This is a genomic window from Flavonifractor sp. An92 (assembly GCF_002159175.1).
In the GTDB taxonomy this organism is placed as follows: domain Bacteria; phylum Bacillota; class Clostridia; order Oscillospirales; family Oscillospiraceae; genus Pseudoflavonifractor_A.
In genome coordinates this window covers 14,360-35,811 of sequence record NZ_NFGZ01000026.1, presented here as the reverse complement: position 1 = coordinate 35,811, position 21,452 = coordinate 14,360, and the positions used below count along the sequence as shown (strand labels likewise).

The 21,452-nt window shown below is 63.7% G+C and carries 18 protein-coding genes and 1 tRNA gene; 10 read left to right on the top strand and 9 right to left on the bottom strand.

Annotation, left to right across the window (positions count from 1 at the left end; genetic code table 11):
- Nucleotides 1-20 precede the first annotated feature (20 nt).
- The 4 genes from B5G43_RS13850 to B5G43_RS13835 form a co-directional block, all read right to left on the bottom strand.
- A complete protein-coding gene (locus tag B5G43_RS13850; RefSeq protein WP_087262381.1) occupies nt 21-722 on the bottom strand; it encodes an L-ribulose-5-phosphate 4-epimerase in 702 nt (233 codons plus the stop codon).
- A 66-nt stretch (nt 723-788) separates the two neighbouring features.
- The gene (locus tag B5G43_RS13845) at nt 789-1,628 is read right to left on the bottom strand and encodes a Cof-type HAD-IIB family hydrolase (RefSeq protein ID WP_087262379.1); all 840 of its coding nucleotides are present in this window, start codon (nt 1,626-1,628) and stop codon (nt 789-791) included.
- 23 nt (nt 1,629-1,651) lie between these two features.
- Nucleotides 1,652-2,716: a hypothetical protein gene (locus B5G43_RS13840; protein WP_087262377.1), complete on the bottom strand. Its 1,065-nt coding sequence runs from the start codon at nt 2,714-2,716 to the stop codon at nt 1,652-1,654.
- Nucleotides 2,717-2,733: 17 nt separating this feature from the next.
- The gene (locus B5G43_RS13835; RefSeq protein ID WP_087262376.1) at nt 2,734-3,576 is read right to left on the bottom strand and encodes an L-ribulose-5-phosphate 3-epimerase; all 843 of its coding nucleotides are present in this window, start codon (nt 3,574-3,576) and stop codon (nt 2,734-2,736) included.
- Nucleotides 3,577-4,026: 450 nt separating this feature from the next.
- On the opposite strand from B5G43_RS13835, the gene ulaG reads away from it, so the two are divergent.
- From ulaG to B5G43_RS13800, 7 genes are all read left to right on the top strand, one after another.
- Nucleotides 4,027-5,130, top strand: a complete 1,104-nt coding sequence (gene ulaG / locus B5G43_RS13830) for an L-ascorbate 6-phosphate lactonase (protein WP_087262374.1) — start codon at nt 4,027-4,029, stop codon at nt 5,128-5,130.
- 100 nt (nt 5,131-5,230) lie between these two features.
- Entirely contained in the window at nt 5,231-5,713 is a 483-nt protein-coding gene (locus tag B5G43_RS13825; protein ID WP_087262372.1) for a PTS sugar transporter subunit IIA, read from the top strand.
- A gap of 75 nt (nt 5,714-5,788) precedes the next feature.
- Complete coding sequence (locus B5G43_RS13820) at nt 5,789-7,297, top strand: PTS ascorbate transporter subunit IIC (protein ID WP_087262399.1); 1,509 nt, start codon at nt 5,789-5,791, stop codon at nt 7,295-7,297.
- A gap of 115 nt (nt 7,298-7,412) precedes the next feature.
- Nucleotides 7,413-7,718, top strand: coding sequence for a PTS sugar transporter subunit IIB (locus tag B5G43_RS13815; RefSeq protein ID WP_087262370.1), 306 nt, complete (start codon nt 7,413-7,415; stop codon nt 7,716-7,718).
- 28 nt (nt 7,719-7,746) lie between these two features.
- Nucleotides 7,747-8,007: an HPr family phosphocarrier protein gene (locus tag B5G43_RS13810; RefSeq protein WP_087262367.1), complete on the top strand. Its 261-nt coding sequence runs from the start codon at nt 7,747-7,749 to the stop codon at nt 8,005-8,007.
- 90 nt (nt 8,008-8,097) lie between these two features.
- Complete coding sequence (gene ptsP / locus B5G43_RS13805; RefSeq protein ID WP_087262365.1) at nt 8,098-9,750, top strand: phosphoenolpyruvate--protein phosphotransferase; 1,653 nt, start codon at nt 8,098-8,100, stop codon at nt 9,748-9,750.
- Between the two features lie 180 nt (nt 9,751-9,930).
- Nucleotides 9,931-12,189 carry a 5'-nucleotidase C-terminal domain-containing protein gene (locus tag B5G43_RS13800; protein ID WP_087262363.1) on the top strand — a complete coding sequence of 753 codons (2,259 nt, stop codon included), beginning with the start codon at nt 9,931-9,933 and terminating at the stop codon, nt 12,187-12,189.
- A gap of 371 nt (nt 12,190-12,560) precedes the next feature.
- On the opposite strand, the gene B5G43_RS13795 is transcribed toward B5G43_RS13800, so the two are convergent.
- Nucleotides 12,561-13,577, bottom strand: a complete 1,017-nt coding sequence (locus B5G43_RS13795; protein ID WP_087262362.1) for a transglutaminase domain-containing protein — start codon at nt 13,575-13,577, stop codon at nt 12,561-12,563.
- Between the two features lie 192 nt (nt 13,578-13,769).
- Between B5G43_RS13795 and selA the strand changes: the two genes are divergently transcribed.
- From selA to B5G43_RS13780, 3 genes are all read left to right on the top strand, one after another.
- Complete coding sequence (selA, locus tag B5G43_RS13790; protein WP_087262360.1) at nt 13,770-15,164, top strand: L-seryl-tRNA(Sec) selenium transferase; 1,395 nt, start codon at nt 13,770-13,772, stop codon at nt 15,162-15,164.
- Nucleotides 15,165-15,179: 15 nt separating this feature from the next.
- Nucleotides 15,180-17,084: a selenocysteine-specific translation elongation factor gene (selB, locus tag B5G43_RS13785; RefSeq protein ID WP_087262358.1), complete on the top strand. Its 1,905-nt coding sequence runs from the start codon at nt 15,180-15,182 to the stop codon at nt 17,082-17,084.
- A gap of 97 nt (nt 17,085-17,181) precedes the next feature.
- Nucleotides 17,182-17,277: transfer RNA gene (locus tag B5G43_RS13780), tRNA-Sec, on the top strand.
- Nucleotides 17,278-17,715: 438 nt separating this feature from the next.
- On the opposite strand, the gene B5G43_RS13775 is transcribed toward B5G43_RS13780, so the two are convergent.
- Genes B5G43_RS13775 through B5G43_RS13760 form a run of 4 tightly spaced genes read right to left on the bottom strand, consistent with a single transcriptional unit; the run spans nt 17,716 to nt 21,081 of the window.
- Nucleotides 17,716-18,321, bottom strand: coding sequence for an ATP-binding cassette domain-containing protein (locus B5G43_RS13775; RefSeq protein WP_087262356.1), 606 nt, complete (start codon nt 18,319-18,321; stop codon nt 17,716-17,718).
- A complete protein-coding gene (locus B5G43_RS13770) occupies nt 18,318-19,256 on the bottom strand; it encodes an ABC transporter ATP-binding protein (RefSeq protein ID WP_087262354.1) in 939 nt (312 codons plus the stop codon). The genes B5G43_RS13775 and B5G43_RS13770 overlap by 4 nt, the downstream gene beginning before the upstream one ends.
- Before the next feature lie 14 nt (nt 19,257-19,270).
- On the bottom strand, nt 19,271-20,092 hold the full coding sequence (locus B5G43_RS13765; protein ID WP_087262352.1) for an ABC transporter permease: 822 nt from the start codon (nt 20,090-20,092) through the stop codon (nt 19,271-19,273).
- On the bottom strand, nt 20,089-21,081 hold the full coding sequence (locus tag B5G43_RS13760; protein WP_204244488.1) for an ABC transporter permease: 993 nt from the start codon (nt 21,079-21,081) through the stop codon (nt 20,089-20,091). The genes B5G43_RS13765 and B5G43_RS13760 overlap by 4 nt, the downstream gene beginning before the upstream one ends.
- Nucleotides 21,082-21,452: the final 371 nt, after the last annotated feature.

Here is a 21,452-nt window from a genome sequence, read left to right as displayed (position 1 = left end):
AACATGATGGGGTGGGATGCTTAGTGCTTGCCCTGGCCGTAGTAGGCGTTGGGCCCGTGCTTGCGCATGTAGTGCTTGTCCTGGATGCGCTGGGGAGCGGGGGCCGCGCTGGGGTCCACCTGGCGGGTGAACATGGCCATCTTGGCCACCTCTTCCAGCACCACGGCGTGGTAGACGGCCTGAGCGGCGTCCTTGCCCCAGGTGAAGGGGCCGTGGCTGTGGCAGATGACGGCGGGGACGGCCACCGGGTCGATGCCCCGGGCCTTGAACTCCTCGACAATGATGTTGCCGGTGTTCATCTCGTAGTCCTCGTCCAGCTCCTCCTGGGTCAGGTGGCGGGCGCAGGGGATGGGGCCGTAGAAGTAGTCGGCGTGGGTGGTGCCGTAGCAGGGGATGTCACGGCCGGCCTGGGCCCAGCCCACGGCGTAGGGGCTGTGGGTGTGGACGATGCCGCCGATCTGGGGGAAGGCGTTGTAGAGCACCAGATGGGTCTTGGTGTCGGAAGAGGGGTTCATGTCGCCCTCCACCTTGTTGCCCTTCAGGTCCATGACCACCAGGTCCTCGGGGCGCAGCTCGTCATACTCCACTCCGGAGGGCTTGATGACAAAAAGCCCCTTCTCCCGGTCGATGCCGCTGACGTTGCCCCAGGTGTAGGTCACAAGGCCCCGGCGGGGCAGCTCCATATTGGCCTCATATACCTTCTGCTTCAGTTCTTCCAGCATAGATGAACCCTCCATGATTGCCGTTTGAAGGCCGCCCGGCGCGCGGACGGCCCCGCACAGACTATTTTAACACATCTCACACAAATCGAACAGATATTTCTCGATGACTTCGGCGATGCCGTCGTGGTTGTTGTCCCGGGTGGTCACGGCATCGGCGGCGGCCTTGGCCTCGTCGGTGCCGTTGCACATGGCCACCCCCACGCCGGCGGCCCGGAGCATGGACAGGTCGTTGGCCGCGTCCCCGGCGGCGACGGTGTTTTCCCGGGGGATGCCCAGCCGCTGGGCCAGCTGCAGGAGCGCGCTGCCCTTGCTCAGGCCCCGGGGGATGATCTCCAGGTACTGTTCGCAGGAGAAAAAGCTGTCCAGCCGCTCCCCGTAGTGCTCCAGCACCCAGTCCCGGAAGGCGATGAGGGGCTCCTTGTGCTCAAAGTCGATGACCAGCATTTTCGCCGGCTCCCGGGTCAGGGCGTCCACGCTGGGAATGACGGCGTACTCCATCAGAATGATGGAACAGTAGCGGCGCACATTTTCGCTGTCGCAGCGGGGCTCCACCAGCACCCGCTCCTCGTCGTAGGTCTGGATGTGCAGCCCCCGGCGCTCCGCCTCGGCGAAGATGGGGCGGACCAGGTCCAGGGGCACCGTCTCCTTAAAGAGCACCTTCTGTGCGCCCATGTCGTAGAGGATACCGCCGTTGAAGGCGATGAGATAGCAACCGGGAGCGGTGAGCCCCAGCCGCCGGGCCTGCTCGATGGCGCTGACCAGGGGACGGCCGGTGGTGATGACCACCCGGTGCCCGACAGCCAGGGCCTTCTCAATGGCGGCGCGGTTGCCGGGGGTGATCTCCTTCTGGTCGTTGAGCAGGGTGCCGTCCAGGTCCAGGAACAGGGCTTTGCAGTTGCCTTCCATGGCGTAGCCTCCTTTCGGATTCGTTACTCGGTGACGGTGTACAGAGCGATCTCGTTGATCTCCCGGTTGGTGCCCACGATGACGTCCTGGCCCTTGGAGTTCACAAAGTGCATGGCGTTGGCGCAGCCGGTGTTGCGGTCCAGGAAGTCGGCGCGGTAGTTGCCGGCCTCGGCGTCCCAGGTGATGGCCACGGTGTCCTTGGTGCCCTTGCGCCAGCCCACGATCCAGGTGGGCTTGCCCAGAATGGTGTCGGCCCAGGTGGCGTGGAGCATCTCGGTGTCGGCCTCGGGGGCGGGGTACTTCCACTGGGGGATGTAGTGGCCGTGTTCGTTCTCGTGGTAAATGGTGAGCGAGTTGCCGTGGAAGTCGCTGATGACGCCCAGCTCCATCTTGCCGTCGCCGTCAAAGTCCACCATCACGGCGTCGCTGGTGGGGATGTCCAGCACCTTGGTGACCACCCACTCGCCGCCGGGGACCATGGGGGGATCGAAGATGAAAGCGCCCTCCTCGCAGCCCACCAGGGCGGCGTCGTGGCCGCCGTGCTGGAACACGCTGAAGCCGTGGTTCTTGAGCATCCCGTCCTGGAGGAGGGTGAGCTCCAGCTGATTCTCGTCGTTGTAGGCGGACAGGTCCGCGGGCAGGACCGTGCCGTAGGTCTCGCCGGGGAAGCGCCAGTCGTTCTTGTATTCATGGCCGGACTTCAGGCAGCAGACGATCAGGTAGTTGATGCCGCCCCGGTTGAGGATGCCGAAGCGGTGGACGAAGGGGGCGCGGCAGAGGGTGCGGATCTCCCAGTCGTTCTCGCCCTTGGGGGTGGCGATGACGATGGAGGCGTCGGCGCCGTCGTTGGGGCCGTAGAACTTGCGGGTGGCCAGGAACTGCCCGTCGGAGCCGGGGACCTGGATCATGGTCATGACGCCGCCGGGGCCCTGCCACACGGTCTCCAGCTGCTCGCCGTCCTCAGAGAAGAGGTAGCAGGGGTCCTGCTTCTCGGCGGCCACCAGGAAGCAGGGACGGCCCTTGTAGTTCAGAGTGGTGGTGGCGTAGCACTTGTTCAGATTGCCGATGACTTTCTTTTCCACGTTCATGATGGTACTCTCCTCTCTTAGTGCTGCCGGTCCAGCAGCGTGCGCATGGTGTGATTGGCGAACTGGATATCCTCTTTCCAGGTGGGATTGCCCACGTCCCACATCTCGGTGACGAAGCGGCGCACCCCCAGGTCCCAGGCCTTGGAGATGACGGCGGGGAAGTCCACATGTCCGGTGAGGAAGGGGATCTCGCGGAACTTGCCGGGCACGGTCTCCTTCAGGTGGAGGGCCACGATGTGGCCGCGGCCGGACTCCAGATCGTCCAGCACCGAGGTGCCGTAGGTGACGGCGGCGTTGGTCAGGTTGCCCGAGTCGGGGTAGACCCCCAGATAGGGGCTGTTCACCATGTCCACATAGAACATGGACTTCCAGGTGGTGTTCATGAAGTCGGTCTCCATGGTCTCAAAGCCCAGGGTCACGCCCTTTTCCGCGGCCATGTCCACGGCCTTTCGCAGGTTCTCGGCAAAGGCGGCCTTGGTGGCGGGGGTGCTCTCCTCATAGTATACATCATAACCGGCCAGCTGGATGATGCGAATGCCCAGATCGTCGGCCAGCTGGATGGCCTTCTCCATGATCTCCATGCTCCGGGCCCGGACCGTGGGGTCGGACGCGCCCAGGGGGTACTTCCGGTGACCGGACAGGCACATGCTGCGGATGGGCACCCCCACCTCCTTCATCAGCGCGGCCAGCTCCACCCGCTCCGCCGCGGTCCAGTCCAGACGCGCCAGCTTCTCGTCCTTCTCGTCGATGCTGATCTCCACGAAGTCATACCCGCACTCCTTGGCGCACTCCAGCTTCTCCCTCCAGGTCATGGACGCAGGCATGGCTTTCTCATACAACCCGATGCTGTACGCGTTCATTTGAAAGGCCTCCTTTGTTAAATGGTTGAGTTTATGTTTGATGTTTGTTATTGAGGGTGCTTTGTTCGTTCTGTCTGGCTCGATTATAGCGGATTCACTTTCGTTTTGCAAGCACAAACGAACAATTTTAAGTGAGGTTTTTGTGAGAACACGGGAGCGGAAAAATTGGCGTTTTGACGGATAGGGGCGGAGTACTTCAGGGGTAATCGTGCATAATAATGCTAAAATGCCGAAAAAACACTTGGATTGACCGATATATACAAAGGAAAGGTTGCGGTCAATTTGCGCAAAACGAACTTAACATAAAACAAAATAAACATAAAAATGAAAATCAAACATAAAACGCACTTGAAAACGATCATGCAGTTTGGCATAATAACAGTGCAATAGGAAACACGTTCGTTTGAACATAAACGAGCCGAAAGAGAACACGATAAAGGAGGAGCATCCATGAGCAAGATTTCCGAGATGACCCGCGAGAAATGGATCATGTCCACCTTCCCCGAGTGGGGCACCTGGCTGGTGGAGGACATCGAGAACGAGGTGGTCCAGCCCGGCAACGTGGCCATGTGGTGGCTGGGCTGCACCGGCGTCTGGTTCAAGACCCCCGGCGGCGCCAACATCACCATCGACCTGTGGTGCGGCAACGGCAAGCGCACCCACGGCGACGGCAAGATGAAGCCCGGCCATCAGATGGCCAACATGTGCGGCGGGCGCAAGATGCAGCCCAACCTGCGCAACGTGCCCTTCGTCATCGATCCGTTCGCCTTCAAGCAGGTGGACGCCGTCCTGGCCACCCACTACCATCAGGACCACATGTCTGCCGAGTGGGCCGCCCACGTGCTGCAGAGCGGCATGACCACCACCGACGACAAGGGCAATGTCATCCCCGTGCCCTTCATCGGCCCCAAGAAGTCCGTGGAGACCTGGGTGAAGTGGGGCGTGCCTGAGGACCGCTGCATCACCGTCAAGCCCGGCGACGTCATCAAGATCAAGGACATCGAGATCGTGGCTCTGGACAGCTTCGACCGCACCTGCATCGTCACCACCGACTCCACCGGCGAGGACCGGGAGGAGCTGACCGGCAAGTGCCCCACCGACATGGACGAGAAGGCCGTCAACTACCTGGTCAAGACTCCCGGCGGCAACATCTACCACTCCGGTGACTCCCACTTCTCCATCTACTTCGCCAAGCACGGCAAGGACTACGACATCGACGTGGCCTTCGGCTCCTTCGGCGAGAACCCCATCGGTATGCAGGACAAGATGACCTCCACCGACATCCTGCGCATGGCCGAGAACCTGCAGTGCAAGGTGGTCGTGCCCATCCACTGGGATGTGTGGACCAACTTCCAGGCTGACTGCGAGGAGATCAAGCTCCTGTACGATTTCAAGAAGGACCGCAACGAGTACAAGTTCCACCCCTTCTTCTGGCAGGTGGGCGGCAAGTACGTCTATCCCCAGGACAAGGACAAGATCTACTACCACCACCGCCGCGGCTTTGAGGACTGCTTCGAGCATCCTCAGAACATTCCCTACCGCTCCTGCCTGTAAGCAGACCGCATGACCCACCGCGGCGCCGGAAGCTCCGGCCTCCGGCGCCGCCACTGAATCGAATGCCCCGCGTCCGCGGGGAGAAAAGGGGAACAAGATTATGGCAAGCGTCTTGCAGAAAATCGTGGAACGCGGGCATTACAAGTTCGTGGACAGCGTCTCCTCCTGGCAGGAGGCGGTGAAGCTGAGCACCGAGTCCCTGGTCAAGACCGGCTATGTGGACGAGGACTACTACAAGCAGATCGTCTCCTGCATCGAGGAGTACGGACCCTATGTGGTCTTTGACCACTATGTGGCCATGCCGCACTCCCAGGAGGACGCCTCCGGCGTCCACAAGACCTCCGTGGGCTTCATGCGGGTCAAGGAGGATGTGGACTTCGGCGTGGACGAGGACGGCGAGCGGAAGGTCGCCCGGCTGTTCTTCACCCTGGCCTCCTGCAACCCCGACGAGCACACCGACAACATCGCCTCCCTGATGGGGATCTTTACCAATGAGCCGCTCCTGGACGCGCTGATGGAGGCTGAGACCCCCGAGGATATCCTGGCGGCGGAAGAAAAATACCCCTGCGAAGAGGATTTTTAAAAAAGAGCATACCTTGCGCTGAATGCGGAGCAATTCCGCAATAAGTGAAGAAAGTGAGGAGTTCAAGTGATCGTTCTGGATATCCTGAAGGCCATCTGGGAGTTCTTCGCCACCTACATCCTGCGGCAGGCTCCCTACATGATCGGCTTTTTGACCCTTTTGGGCTATGCACTGATGGGGAAAAAGTGGTATGATATTCTGGGTGGTACCCTGAAGGCCATCATCGGCATGCTGATCCTGAATGTGGGTTCCAGCGGCCTGTCCAATACCTTCCGCCCCATCCTGGCCGGCCTGCGGGAGCGCTTCAATCTGACCGCCTGCGTCATCGACCCCTACTATGGTCAGAATGCCGTCACCGCCGGCGTGGAAGAAGTCTTTGGTAAGGGCTTCTCCCAGGCCATGACCCTGCTGCTCATCGCCTTTATCGTCAACATTCTGCTGGTTCGCTTCAACAAGATCACCAAGTGCCGCACCCTGTTCACCACCGGCCACGTCCAGGTGCAGCAGGCGGCCACCGCTTACTGGCTCATCATGTTCGCGCTGCCCGGCCTGCTGGGCTACACCACCGATGTGCCCATGCTCATCGTCATGTCCGTGGTCCTGGGCGCCTACTGGGCCGTGGGCTCCAACCTGACCGTCAAGCCCATGCAGGAGCTGAGCGACGGCGCCGGCTTCGCCATTGCCCATCAGCAGATGTTCGGCATCCGCCTGGGCCACTGGGCCGCCGACAAGTTCTTCGGCACCAACGGCGGCAAGCGCAAGAAGGAGATCAAGAAGGTGGGCGATATGGAGATGCCCGGCTTCTTCTCCATCTTCAATGAGAACATGGTCTGTACCGCCATCCTGATGACCGCCTTCTTCGGCACCATCATGGCCGTCATCGGCAAGGACTTCTTCGTGGCCTCCGGCGCCACCACCGAGGCGGACAACTTCGTGATGTACTGCCTGACCACCTCCCTGAACTTCGCCGTGTACCTGGCCATCCTGCAGCTGGGTGTCCGTACCTTCGTCACCGAGCTGACCGCTTCCTTCCAGGGCATCGCGGACAAGCTCCTGCCCTCCTCCATCCCCGGTGTGGACTGCGCCGTCTGCTACGGCTTCGGCGACGCCAACGCTGTGACCTTCGGCTTCCTGGCCGGCCTGGTGGGCCAGCTGATCGCCATCGCGATCCTGATCTTCACCGGTTCCCCCACCATCATCATCTGCGGCTTCGTGCCCGTGTTCTTCGACAACGCCACCATCGGTCTGGTGGCCAACGAGAAGGGCGGCCTGAAGGCCTGTCTGATCATCCCCTTCATCTCCGGCCTCATCCAGGTCTTTGGCTCCGCCTTCATCGCCGGCTGGGTCGGCCTGGCCAATTACGGCGGATACCTGGGCATGTTCGACTGGGCGACCGTGTGGCCTGCCTTCACGGTCGTGATGAAGTACCTGGGCTATGTGGGCGTGGCCGTCGTGGTCATCGCGCTGCTGGCCATCCCCCAGATCGAGTACCTGATGGACAAGAAGGGCTACTACCTCATCACCGAGGACTACGAGGCCTACAAGGAGTACAAGGGCATCAAGACCGAGGACGAGGCGTACTAAGTCAAATGAATGCACGTCGGCGGACGGCCGGTTTGGGCCGGCTGTCCCCGGCGGAGCTTCTTCCGATTCGCTGCGAGTAACTGGATGATTTGAGATTATTTAAGGAGAATGAAGTATGGCTAACCTGGACAACAAGAAGCTGCTTGCCTGCTGCGCCAACGGCGCCGGCTCCTCTCTGATGATGGAAAAGGCCATTGAGAAGGTTCTGAAGAAGTACGGCGTCAAGCCCGCCGAGCTGCGCCACTGCCCCGTGTCCGAGGGCAAGTCCGCCGCCCGCGGCTATGATGTGCTCTTCTGCGCCCGCACCTTTGAGAAGAACTTTGAGGACGCCAAGAAGGCCGGCACCGTGGTCATCCCCCTGCGCAACGTGATGTCCGCGCAGGAGATCGAGAAGGCCCTGCAGGAGGCCGGTCTGCTCTAAGCGGACCGCCGGGAAGGAGAACCAGACTATGGTGCAGTTCACTTATACCATCCAGGACGAGCTGGGCATCCACGCCCGTCCCGCCGGCCTGCTGGCCAAGCTGGCCAAGAGCTTCGATCCCACCGTGGTGTCCATCACCAAGGAGGGCAAGACGGTAAAAGCCTCCCAGCTGATGAAGCTGATGGCCCTGGCGGTGAAGAAGGGCAACGAGATCACCGTCACCGTGGAGGGCGAGCGGGAGGAAGAGGCCGCCGCCGCCCTGAAGCAGTTCCTGGAGGAAAACCTGTAAAGCCAAACAAGGGGGTACCTGTTCTGACACGCGCCAAATTTGGATACGCGCCATAACAGGTACCCTCTATTTTTATAGGGGGTATTCGTCATGATTTTGATCCAAGGACAAGGTGTTTCCAAGGGCGTGGAAAAGGGTACGCTCTATTTCTTCCAGCGTCCCGACCGGACGGTGGTGAAGGTGGAGAACGCCGACGTGGAGGCGGAAAAGGCCCGCCTGACCGAGGCCCAGCAGAAGTCCATGGAGCAGCTGGAAGCTCTGGCCGACAAGTGCCGGGAGGAGGCCGGAGAGGAGTCCGCCGTCCTCTTTGAGACCCACGCCATGTTCGTGGAGGACGAGGACTATGTGGCCAACATCCTGGAGATGCTGGAGAACGAGAAGTGCAACGCCGAGTACGCCGTACAGGTGGCCGGCGAGCAGTTCGCCGGGATGTTCGCCGCCATGGACGATGCCTACCTGCGGGCCCGCACCGCCGACATCAAGGACGTCACCCAGCGCATCCTCAACAACCTCATGGGCATCGTGGAGGGCGGCATCGACTCCGAGGAGCCGGTGATCCTGGCGGCCGACGATCTGGCCCCCTCTGAGACCCTCCAGCTGGACAAGAGCAAGATCCTGGGCTTTGTCACCATGGGCGGCTCCGGCAACAGCCACACCGCCATCCTGGCCCGTACCATGGGTATCCCCGCCATCTGCGGCGCGGGGGAGGCCCTCCAGAACGAGTACCACGGCCGCCTGGCCTACATCGACGGCGAGACCGGCCAGGTGGTGCTGGACCCCGACGAGCTCACCCTGGCCGCCCTGCGGGACAAGCACCAGAAGCAGACCGAGATGAAGGAGCTCATGCAGACCATGAAGGGCCAGGAGGATGTGACCCTGGACGGCAAGCACATCAAGCTCTACTGCAACATCGGCTCCCCCGAGGACGTGGCGGCGGTGCTGGCCAACGACGGCCAGGGCATCGGCCTGTTCCGCTCCGAGTTCCTCTACCTGGCCGCCAGCGACTATCCCACCGAGGACGAGCAGTTTGAGGCCTACAAGACGGTGGCCGCCGCCATGAACGGCAAGCGGGTCATCATCCGCACCCTGGACATCGGCGCCGACAAGCAGGTGGACTACTTCCAGCTCACCAAGGAGGAGAACCCCGCCATGGGCCTGCGGGCCATCCGCATCTGCCTGAACCGGCCCGAGGTGTTCCGTACCCAGCTGCGGGCCCTGTACCGCGCCTCCGCCTACGGCAAGGTGGCCATCATGTTCCCCATGATCACCTCGGTCTGGGAGGTCAAGGAGTGCAAGCGGGCCTGTCAGCGGGTCATGCAGGAGCTGACCGAGGAGGGCATCCCCTTCAACCCCGACACCGAGATCGGCATCATGATCGAGACCCCCGCCTCCGTGTTCATGGCCCCCGATCTGGCCAAGCTGGTGGACTTCTTCTCGGTGGGTACCAACGACCTGACCCAGTACACCCTGGCCTGCGACCGCCAGTGCAACGACCTGGGCAAGTTCTTTGACCCCCACCACCCCGCCGTGCTGCGGGCCCTGAAGCAGGCCGCCGACGCCGCCCACGAGGCGGGCATCTGGATCGGCATCTGCGGCGAGCTGGGCGCGGACCTGTCGCTGCTGCCCACCTTCCTGGCCATCGGCATCGACGAGCTGTCGGTCTCCCCGTCCTCCGTGCTGCCCCTGCGGGCCGAGATCCGCAAGAGCATCGCCCAGACCTGTACGCTGGATCTGCTCAACTAAAGACACGCCCCCCGAAAAAGGGCGGCAGATATGGAAAAAGTCCGGCTTTGGCCGGACTTTTTTCGACCCCTGTTGACCGGGTGAGGAATACACCTGTTCGCCTCTTGCAACACGTGGGGAAAAGAACTATAATGAACTCACCCTGCTGGGGAAAATAAAAACAGGAAAAGAGGAGATCCTATGGCAAGCCACAAGAGGACCCTGCGCCGCCTGACCGCCGGCGCTATGACCGCCGCTCTGCTGATGAGCTGCGCGGGCGTCAGTGCCCTGGCGGCAGAGAAGGATACCTTCACGCTGGGTATCTACTCCACCACCGACATGCACGGCAAATGCTACGACCTCAACCCCATCGACGGCAAGGAAGTCAAGAACAGCTACCTGAAGGTGGCCACCGCCATGAAGGAAGAGCGGGCGGCCATGGACGGCACCATCCTCATCGACAACGGCGACATCATCCAGGGCAGCTCCATCATCAGCTACAACATGAACATGGAGGGCGGCGTGGACAACCCCATGGCCATCTGCCTGCGCTACATCGGGTATGACGCCTTTGTCCCCGGCAACCATGAGTTCAACTTCGACATGGAGACCCAGCAGATCTTCTATGACATGCTGGCCGACACCAGCGACAAGTACCCCGGCACCCCCGTGGACGCCCTGTGCGCCAACTACATCAACATCGAGACCCAGGAGCCCAACCTGAAGCCCTACAAGACCATGACCTTCGACGTGGGCGGCCAGGAGTTCAAGGTGGGCATTCTGGGCTTCGAGAACGTCAACGTCCCCAACTGGGACCTGCCCACTCACTACGAGGGCTCCGACTTCGTCCACAAGGACAACACCGAGCGGACCTATGCCTATGAGTGGGTCAACTACTGGCAGAAGGCCCTGCGGGAGGACGAGGGCTGCGACTTCGTCATCGTGGCCAGCCACTCCGGCGAGGACAGCGGCCTGGTGGGCGCCGGTGACGGCGACGCCGTGGAGACCGGCAAGACCGACTTCTCCCCCGAGAACCAGGTCCGCCACCTGGTGGAGAACACCACCGGCATCGACATGGTCATCGCCGGCCACAACCACAAGGTGGGCGTCACCGAGATGAAGAACGCCGACGGCCAGACCGTCCCCTGCGTCAACGGCGGCACCTCCACCCTGACCAAGACCACCGTCACCATCGCGGCCGACGGCTCCTTCACCATCGGCCAGAGCGAGAACCTGGACCTCACCACCTATGAGAACGACGCCGGCCTCAAGGAGCTCATGCAGCCCTACTACGACCGGACCCTGCCCTTCATCACCGAGCAGATCGGCACCCTCTCCGGCGACTGGGACGATGAGACCGACCTCTTCCATGTCCAGAGCGACACCATGAATCTGGTCCACGAGGCCCAGCTCTGGGCCACCGGCGCGGACTTGTCCCTGGCCTCCCCCGTGGCCAACAAGGACTTCTGCATCGGCCAGCTCCTGAACGGCGCGGAGAGCGCCCCCATCAGCCTGAAGGACTGCTACTCCTTCTACAAGTATGACAACAACCTCATCTACATGATCGAGATGACCGGCAAGCAGATCAAGGACTGGCTGGAGGACTGCACCAAGGACTACACCGTGGAGGCAGACGGCACCATCACCGGCGGCGGCTTCGGCACCGACCAGCTCTACGGCATGGACTATGACATCTACATGGGCAACCCCGAGGGCAGCCGCGTGGTGAACCTCACCTACCAGGGTAAGCCCGTCACCGATGACCAGACCTTCAAGGTGGCCCTCAACTCCTACCGCCTGTCCGCCAACGCCGCCGGCGACGAGTTCGGCTGGTACGCCACCACCGGCATCACCATGGGCACCGACGCCGTGCTGTGGGACGGCTCGGTCTCCGAGGAGTTCGGCTCCATCGGCGGCTCCGTCACCCTGGTCATCGCCGAGTACATCAAGGCCATGACCGCCGAGGGCAAGGACATCACGCCTCCCAAGGCCAAGAGCCACTGGACCCTCAACGCCGGTACCGCGCCCGCGGCCGACACCGTGACCCGTCAGGCCTTCGTGGAGAAGCTCTTCGAAGCCCAGGGCCTTGACCCTGTCCCCGAGTTTGCCAAGGCCCCCTTCTCTGACGTTACCAGCACCGCCGTGGACTGGGCCGCCAGCGAGGGCATTGTCTCCGGCGACGGCGCCGGCAAGTTCAACCCCAACGCCCCCATCACCCGGGAGCAGGCCGCGGTCATGCTGATGAACGCCGCCACCGTCCTGGAGAAGGGCCCCACCGGTATGTGGGCGGTCCAGATCACCTACGCCGACGCCGACTCCATTGCCTCCTGGGCGACCGACGGCGCCATGTGGAACATCATCCAGAAGTACATCCCTGTGGGCGAGGATAACCTCTTCAACCCCCAGGGCACCATCACCGCCGCTGAGGCCGCCGCCATGATCGCCGCTCTGATGGCGTAAGTTGTCCTACCCGGACAGGGCCCCATTTCTTTTTGCGAAAAGAAATGGGGGAAAGAAAAAGCGGAGAGGGGAACTTCTCGTTCCCCTCTCCACTCCCCTCCAAAGGGGCGGCCTTTCAGGGGCCGCCCTTTTTGCCGGGGTACAACGCTTTCCGGATAGGCGGAAAGCCTGGAATTGGCCACGCCGTACTTTGGAAATACCGCCGCAGCAGAATGAAAGCCGGGATGCGTTTTGGGGGAGTGCAGAGGGGGGTATCCCCCCTCTGCGCTTTCTTTCCCACCGCTTTCTTTGCAAAGAAAGCGGTGCCCCGTCCGGGTAGGACGCCCGCGCGGCGAGCGCAGATCTTCCGGGCTCCCCGGAAAGCAGGGGCCCTACAAACTCTCCCCCTCGTTGGCCTCTTCCTCCACCACCGCGGCGGCGACTTCCTCCTTGGGGAAGGTCACCTGAAAGACCGCCTGGGGGCGGTTGACCTGGATGCGGGCGTGGCGGTCCTTCTCCCGGGCGACGTCCTCCAGCAGTTTCACCAGCTCTCCCAGCACATCGGCGGTGAGAGGCCCGCCCCGCCAGTGGAACACCAGGGTCTGATCCTTCCGCATGGCCTGCCGGGCCCGGGAGGCCACCTCCTCCGGCTTGGTGAAGGAGCGCTTGGCGGTCTTGTAGTAGAATTTGCCGCTGTCGGTGCAGGTGGGCACCGGGTAGAGGGCGGGCAAATGGTCCCGGAAGGCCCGTTTGTCGTCCAGAAACAGGTAGTCCCGTCTTAACTCCCCGCCCTGGCTGAGGGTGTTATCGAAGGTGGCGTCCAGGTGGTAGTACTGCCCGCCCAGCTTCACCAGGTTCCAGGCGTGACGGTATTTCACGCCGTGCTCCGGGTCGGCCTCGCTGAGGACCAGGATGCACCAGATGCCCAACGTGTCGCACAGGAGCTTCACTGACTTGGCAATGCCCTCGCATACCCCGACTCCCTGGGTCAGCGGACCGATGACCTCGTGGGAGTAGGGCTTTTTCAGCTTATCGTAGTGGACCGTGGTGCAGAGAAGGTCGTGGATGGCCTCCGCCTGCTCCCAGGGGGACTTTTTCTGCAAGGGACGGCACAGCCGCTCCACCCGGGCCTGGATGGCCTTTTGGTGGGTGAGGACCTTGGCCTTGGGGAAGAGGTACTCGGGCAGCACCTCCACATGGCTCCCCGCCGGGTGGAAGCGGTAGGAGAACCCGGTGACATAGAAGAGCTCCGGCAGGTCCAGCCGCAGCTTGAAGAGCACATCGCCCAACGCCTTTCCCTCCAGCCGGGGCACGACCACGGTGGGGCGCACCTGACTGAGGCCTTCCCGCAGGGCCCGGTACACCTCCTGCTCCAGAGGGCTCATATGGTGGTAGTAGTAGAGCTCCATGTCCATCCTCCTTGCTCCCGCTCCGGCGGGACGTTCTCCCCATTGTACCCCAGAAGGGAACCGGGGACAAGGCGTGAACCACAAAGTTTTGCCTTTTGGCTTGTCCCTCCTTCGGGCGGTATGATATAATGTCTGATACATTGTGATGACTCGGGGCGGACCCCTCCGCCCCGGAAACTGGAGGTTCACCCCATGGACAAAGCTCTGCTTCAGCAGCTCCCCAAGATGGATGTGCTTCTGACCTGCCCCGCGCTGGTGGAGGCCCAGAGCGAGCTGCCCTACCACGCGCTGAAGGAGGCCGCCCGCGCCCAGCTGGACGGCCTGCGCCGGGGCATTCTGGACGGCAGCATTACCGCCCTCCCCGAGACCGCCGTGCTGGCCCAGGCCGCCATCACTCAGGCCCGGGCCGCCTGCCGGCCCCACCTGCGGCGGGTCATCAACGCCACCGGCGTGGTGCTCCACACCAATATGGGCCGCGCCCCTCTGGGCGAGGAGGCCGCCAAGGCCGTGTACGAGGCCGCCCGTGGCTACTCCAATCTGGAGTACAATCTGGACGAGGGCCGGCGGGGCAGCCGCTTCTCCCATGTGGACAAACTCATTTGCTCCCTCACCGGCGCGGAGGGTGCCCTGGCGGTGAACAACAACGCCGCGGCGGTGTTCCTCATGCTCTCTGCCCTGGCCGCCGGGAAGAAGGTGGCCATCTCCCGGGGCGAGCTGGTGGAGATCGGCGGGTCCTTCCGGGTGCCCGAGATCATGGCCCGCAGCGGCGCGCACCTCATTGAGGTGGGCACCACCAACAAGACCCATCTGTCCGACTACCGCCGGGCCATCGAGGAGCAGGGGGCCGAGATCCTGCTGAAAGTCCACACCAGCAACTTCAAGCTCATCGGCTTCACCGAGGAGGTCTCTACCGAGGACCTGGTGGCCCTGGGCAAGGAGTACAGCGTCCCTGTGTTCCACGACCTGGGCAGCGGCGCGCTCTTCACCGACCAGGTCCTGGGCGTCCCCGACGGCCCCACCGTGGAGGACAGCGTGAAGGCCGGAGCCGACGTGGTGTGCTTTTCGGGCGACAAGCTCCTGGGCGGGCCCCAGGCGGGCATCGCCATCGGCAAGAAGGAATACATTGAGGCCATGAAGAAGAACCAGTTCGCCCGGGTGGTGCGCATCGACAAGCTGACCCTGGCGGCGCTGGAGGCCACCCTCCGCTTCTACGAGGACCACGCCCTGGCCGCCCGGCGCATCCCCACTCTCTCCATGCTGGGGGCCACCCGGGAGGAGCTGCGGTTGCGGGCTGAGGCCTTTGCTGCGGCGCTTACCGAGAAGCTGGGGGCGCGCTGCACCGTCACCACCGCCCCCGATACCGGCGAGGTGGGCGGCGGCAGTCTGCCCGGCGTGCCCCTGCCCACCTGGGTGGTGGAGCTCGCCCCGGTGAACTGCTCCCTGGACGCGCTGGAAAAGGCCCTGCGGGCCTGGGAGACCCCCATCGTGGGCCGCATCCGCCACGAAAAGTACGTGCTGGACCCCCGCACCCTCACCCATGAGGACGGGGAGGAGATCGTCCGGGCGCTGGACGCCATTCTGAAATAAAGGAGCGCTTGCGCTATGAAGCATATCATCATCGGTACCGCCGGCCATGTGGACCACGGCAAGACCTGCCTTACCCGGGCCCTCACCGGGGTGGACACCGACCGGCTCAAGGAGGAGCAGAAGCGGGGCATCACCATCGAGATCGGCTTTGCCCAGCTCACCCTGCCCAACGGCCAGACCGCCAGCATCATCGACGTGCCCGGCCATGAGAAGTTCATCCGCAACATGCTGGTGGGCGCGTCGGGTATGGACGTGGTCCTCATGGTCATCGCCGCCGACGAGGGGTTCATGCCCCAGACCCGGGAGCACCTGGGCATCCTGTCCCTGCTGGGGGTGCAGAACGGCATCATCGTGGTCACCAAGGCCGACATGGTGGACGAGGAGTGGCTGGAGGCCATCGAGGAGGAGGCCCGGGAGACCGTCCAGGGCACCTTCCTCCAGAACGCCCCCATCATCGCCGTGTCGTCCTACACCGGCCAGGGCATTGAGGAGCTCAAGCAGCTCATCGTGAAGCTGGTGGAGGGCGCCGAGCAGCGCAACCAGGACCGGCCCTTCCGCCTGCCGGTGGACCGGGTGTTCTCGGTGGACGGCTTTGGCACCGTGGTCACCGGCACCCTCATCGAGGGCTCCATGAAGCTGGGCGAGGAAGTGTCCATCTATCCCAGCGAGAAAAAGGCCCGCATCCGCGGCCTTCAGAACCACGACCAGCCCGAGGAGCGGGCCAGCGCCGGTATGCGCGTGGCGGTGAACCTGTCCGGCATCGATAAGGCCGACGTGAAGCGGGGCGACACCATCGCCAAGCCCGGCTCCATGGTGCTCTCCCGGCAGATGGACGTGCAGCTCACGGTGCTGAAAGACTCCCCCTATCCCATCAAGAACGACACCCAGCTCCACTTCCACCACAGCAGCCGGGAGCTGGTGTGCAAGTGTGTGGTGCTGGGCAAGGACCAGATGGAGCCCGGCGAGACCGGGTACGCCCAGCTCCGCTTCCAGGAGGACGTGGCGGTGAAGAACGGCGACCACTATGTGGTGCGCTTCTTCTCGCCCCTGGTGACGGTGGGCGGCGGCGTCATCCTCAATGCCGCCCCGGGCCGCCACAAGCGCAACGACCTGGCGGTGCTGGAGGGCCTGGCCGCCCGCGCCTCCGGCTCGTCGGAGAAGCAGGTGCTGGAGGCCCTGCGCCAGGCGGGTACCAGCCTGCCCAAGCACCACGACCTGGCCAAGCACGCCGGTCTCACCGACGGTGAGCTCACCGAGTCCATCACCCCCATGCTGGAAAATGGTTCGGTGGTGGAGCTGGTGGGCCGCTACATCAGCCACGAGGCCCTGGAGGGCCTGTGGGAGAAGTGCGTCAAATTCCTGGGCGACTACCACAAGGCCCAGCCCCTCCAGCCCGGCATGAACCGGGGCGAGTTCCGGGGCAAACTCCTGCCCACCGCCTCCCCGGCGGCCATCGACGCCCTCATCGACTACTTTGCCGAGCACCGGGGCCTGCGCATCGAGGGCCCCACCGTGGCTCTGCCCGACTTCCAGGTGGTATGGAACTCCTTCTACACCGGCCTGAAGGACCAGCTGCTGGACCTCTACGGCAAGGCGGGTTTGGCGCCGGAGAATCTGGACGACATCGTGGGCTCCTTTGGCAAGAAGCAGGACGGCGCCCGGCAGGTGGTCCAGCGCCTCTTCTACGACGGGGATCTGGTGCCCCTCAACGCCCAGATCGTGCTGCGCAAGGATTATTACCGGCAGGCCGCCGACGCCCTTATCGGCCTCTTCGATCAGAAGCCCCAGCTCTCCCTGGCCGAGTTCCGGGACGTCCTGGGCATTTCCCGCAAGTACGCCCTGGCCCTGCTGGAGTACTGGGACAGCGAAGGCTTTACCAAAAAGGAGGGCGACAGCCGCGTTCTGCTGAAAAAGCCCTGAGAAAAAGCGGGAAAGCGGTTGACGACTTTATCATTTTACGCTATAATTACATCTGCTGTCCGGGGTGGTCATCCATAGACCCGGGGCAGATGTATCTGGGGATAGAAGGGTATCTGGTGAGCCCCGCGGTCTTCAAAACCGTAGAGGGCGGCGTTCCCGCCTTGGTGAGTTCGATTCTTACCTGTCCCCGCCAAAACGCCCGCGCTCAATCGAGCGCGGGCGTTCTTTTTTATGCTTATGTATATATTTCTCCCCGGGGAGCCCGGAGGATTTGCGCTCGCCGCGCGGGCCGCTTACCCAGCGGGGGCCCGATTTCTTTTCGCGAAAAGAAACCGGGGAAAGAAAAGGCGGAGGGGGGAACTTCTCGTTCCCCTCTCCACTCCCCTCCAAAAGGGCGGCCTTTTAGTGGCCGCCCCATATTGCCAGAGTACAACGCTTTCCGGATAGGCGGAAAGCCCGGAATTGGCCACGCCAGGGTAATGAAATCCCTCCGCAGCCGGATGGAGGCCGGGATGCGTTTTGGGGGAGTCCAGAGGGGGGTATCCCCCCTCTGGGCTTTCTTTCCCACCGCTTTCTTTGCAAAGAAAGCGGTGCTCCCGCCGAGCAGGCGGCCTGCGCGGCGAGCGCGCAATCACAGCACCTGAATTCGGGTACACAGCCGCCGGAGCAGAGCGTCACTATGGCTGACGATGAGAAGCCCCAGATTCCGCCGCTCCGCCTCTTCCAGTAGGAAGGCCCAGAGCTGGGCCTGAGTGATGAGGTCCAGCATGGCGGTGCTCTCATCGCACAGGAGGTACCGGGTGGCGGGCCTCAGCGCCCTAGCGATGCAGAAGCGCTGGAGCTCGCCGCCGGAGAGCTCGGCGGGGTAGCGCCTCAGCCACTCGGGCCGGATCTGGAGGGCCTCCAGCAGCCGCTCTTCCACCGGTCCGCCCTCCGCCAGGGTGCGGCCCAGGGGAAGCAGCGGGTCCACCGCCAGCTCCGGATTCTGCCACAAAAGCTGCACCGAGTTGGGCCGTCCGCGCTTCACGGTTAGGGGCGCGCCGTCCAGCAATACCTGGCCGGATTTCGGACGCTCATACCCGGCCAGCAGGCGACACAAAGTGCTCTTCCCCCGGCCGCTGGGGCCGGAGAGCCCCAGCCGTTCCCCCGGCTCCAGGGTCAGATCGACCCCCTGGAGCACGGGGGAATGTTTTTTCTTGGGGTAGAAAAAGGTGAGATTTTGTCCTTCCAGGCTCACAATGCGTCTCCTCCTTCCCAGGCGTGACAGCGGACCCGGCCCAGGGGCGTTTCCCGCCAGGGGGGCAGCGCCCCGGACCGGCACTCCGGGCGGCAATGGGGACAGCGTGGGGCGAAGGGGCAGCCGTCCAGGACCTCCCCGGGCCCGGGCTGTGCTCCAGGGAGGGGGGTGAAGCCGTTCTGGGGCAGGGCGTCCCACAGGGCCCGGGTGTAGGGGTGGGCCAGCTGCCCGGAGGAAAAAGCGTCCACCGCCACCTCCTCCACGGTAGTACCGGCGTAAAACACCGTTACCCGGTGGGCTACCGCCAGGGCCAACTCCAGGTCGTGGGTGATGAACAGCACCCCAGCGCCCCCCTCTGCCAGCTCCCGGAAGTGGCCTAACATGCGCCCAGCGGCGGTGGGGTCCAGGCCGGGGGTGGGCTCGTCGGCCACCACAAGCCGGGGGTTTTCCTGCACGGCGCAGGCCATCAGCACCCGCCGGGCCATGCCGCCGGAGAGCTCAAAGGGGTACAAAGTCTCGGTTTCCGGGCCCAGGCCGTAGCGGCCCAGGGCGGCGGCAGAGCGCTGCCGGGCGGCGGGGGAGCGGTCCCCCCGGCGGAGCTGGGGGCCCACCTGCATCAGCGGGTCCAGCCAGGACACCCCTTGGGGAATGAGGACCATCTCCCGCCCCCGGAGGGCGGCTACTCGTTCGGATGTAAGTTCTTCGCCGGCGTAACGGATGGTCCCGGATGGGGCGGCATTGTAGGGCAGAAGGCCCAGCACCGCGTGGGCCAGCAGGCTCTTGCCCGAGCCGCTGCTCCCCACCACTGCCGCCACCTCCCCGGCGCGGACGGTGAGATTCAGGTCCCGGATGGCGGTGAACTGCCTGCGCCGGGACCCCCGGTCGTACTGGGTGAAGGAGAGGTTAAAGTGCTCCACTTCCAGAATCGGATTCATATGTTTCTCCCTCCTTATGCGTGTACGCTGGCCGGGTCCAGCAGGGCCCGCACCCTGTCCCCCAGCCGGGCGAAGAGCACCACCACGCCCACCAGCGCCAGCCCGGGGAACAGGGCCAACCACCACCGCCCGGTGGTGAGATAGCTCATGCTCTCCGACAGGATGACCCCGATGGCGGGCTGTTCGGAGGACAGGCCGAAGCCCAGAAAGGTGATGGAGGCCTCGTGGAGGATGGCGTGGGGGAACTGGAGCACCAGGGCGGTGAGGAACTGGGGCAGCAGGTGGGGGAGAAAGTGCCGCCGGGCGATGGCCAGCCGGGACACGCCCAGGTGTTCGGCCACCCGGATGTAGGGGGCGTTTTTCAGCTGGAGGACCTCACTTCGCAGCAACCGGGCCAGGGAGGGCCAGTGGCTCAGGGATACCGCCGCCACTACCCCTACAAAGCCCTTGCCGAAGGCCAGGGACAGGAGCATCATCAGCAAAATGTGGGGGATGCCCAGAAAGAGGTCGATGACCCAGGAGAGGACGCTGTCCACCCAGCCGCCCAGAGCGGCGGCGGCCACCCCCAGCACCAGGGCCAGCACGGCGCTCACCGCCGCGGTGAGGAGGCCGATGCGGATGCTCAGGGAGAGCCCCGCCAGGGTGCGGGCCAGCATGTCCCGCCCCATCCAATCGGTGCCGAAGAGCCAGGTCAGGGAGGGCGGTAAATTCTTACGGGAGAAGTCGGTGACCATAGCCGCGTCGTGGAGGGCTGTTCCCGCCACCGTCACCAGCAGCAGCACCGCCGCCGCCAGCAGGGCCAGCGCCAGAGTGGCGCGCCGGGAATTGCTGTTCATGCCTTGGCCGCCCCCCTTCGGATGCGGGGGTCAATGACGCCGTACAGCAGGTCCGCTGCCAGATTGCCCCCAAAGACCAGCGCGGCGGTGAGCACCGTGATGCCCAGCAGCAACGGGAGATCTCCGCCCACTCCGGCGGCCACCGCCGCCTGCCCCAGCCCGGGGTAGGAAAAGACCTGCTCCACCAGCACCGAGCCGCCTAAGATCTCGCTCACCGAGGCGAACTGGAGGGTGAGGGCGGGGAGGGCAATATTGCGTAGCCCGTGGCGGAGCACGATGGAGTGGTAGCTCTCCCCACGGGCCCGGGCGAAGAGAACATAGTCCTGCTCCAGTACCTCAATGAGCTTGGCGCGGGTGTGCAGGGCGATGGAGGGCACCCCGGTGATGCTGAGGGTGAGGGCGGGGAGCACTGCGTGGCGCAGCCGGTCCATCAGCGTCACCGACGCCGCGTCCGCCCCGATGGGCACCGACAGCCCGATGGGCAGCCACCCCAGCCACACGGCGAACACCAATAAGAGCAAAATAGCCAGCCAGAAGGACGGAGTGCTGGACAGGAGGAGGCACCAGCCCCGGATGAGCTTGTCCGGGAGTTTATCCCGGAAGGCCCCGGCCACGCAGCCCAGCAGAAAGCCCAGGGCTCCCGCCAGGAGCCAGGCAAAGACCATCAACCCCAGGGAGGCGACGAGCCGCTGGCCGATGACGGTAGTCACCGGCTGGCGGTAGAGGAGCGAAGTGCCAAAATCCCCGTGGAGGGCGGCACTGAGCCAGTTTCCGTAGCGCTCCAGGGGCGGGGTGTTCACCCCCCAGTAGTCCTCCAGTCGGGCAATCTGCTCGCTGCTCATGGTGCCCAGGGCGGCCTGGCCCACGTTGGTGCGCAGGGGGTCCAGGGGGGAGGCCGCCATCAGCACGAAGGCGGCAAAACTCACCCCCAGCAGCAGAAGGGCCATGCGGAGGAGTTTTTTTCCGGCAAAGGCCAGGCGGTGTTTCATGGGATTCCTTCTTTCGGTTTGGGATTCGGTTCAGCTCCGGGGAGACCGGAACAATTGCCCTCGCCGGGCGGGCCGCTTACCCAGCGGGGGCCCGATTTCTTTTCGCGGAAAAGAAACCGGGGAAAGAAAAGGCGGAGAGGGGAACTTCTCGTTCCCCTCTCCACTCCCCTCCAAAAGGGCGGCCTTTTATGGGGCCGCCCCGAGCAGCAGGGTACAACGCTTTCCGGATAGGCGGAAAGTCTGGAATTGGCCACGCCGCACTTTGGAAATACCGGCGCAGCAGAATGAAAGCCGGGGAGCGTTTTGGGGGAGTCCAGAGGGGGGTATCCCACCTCTGGGCTTTCTTTCCCACCGCTTTCTTTGCAAAGAAA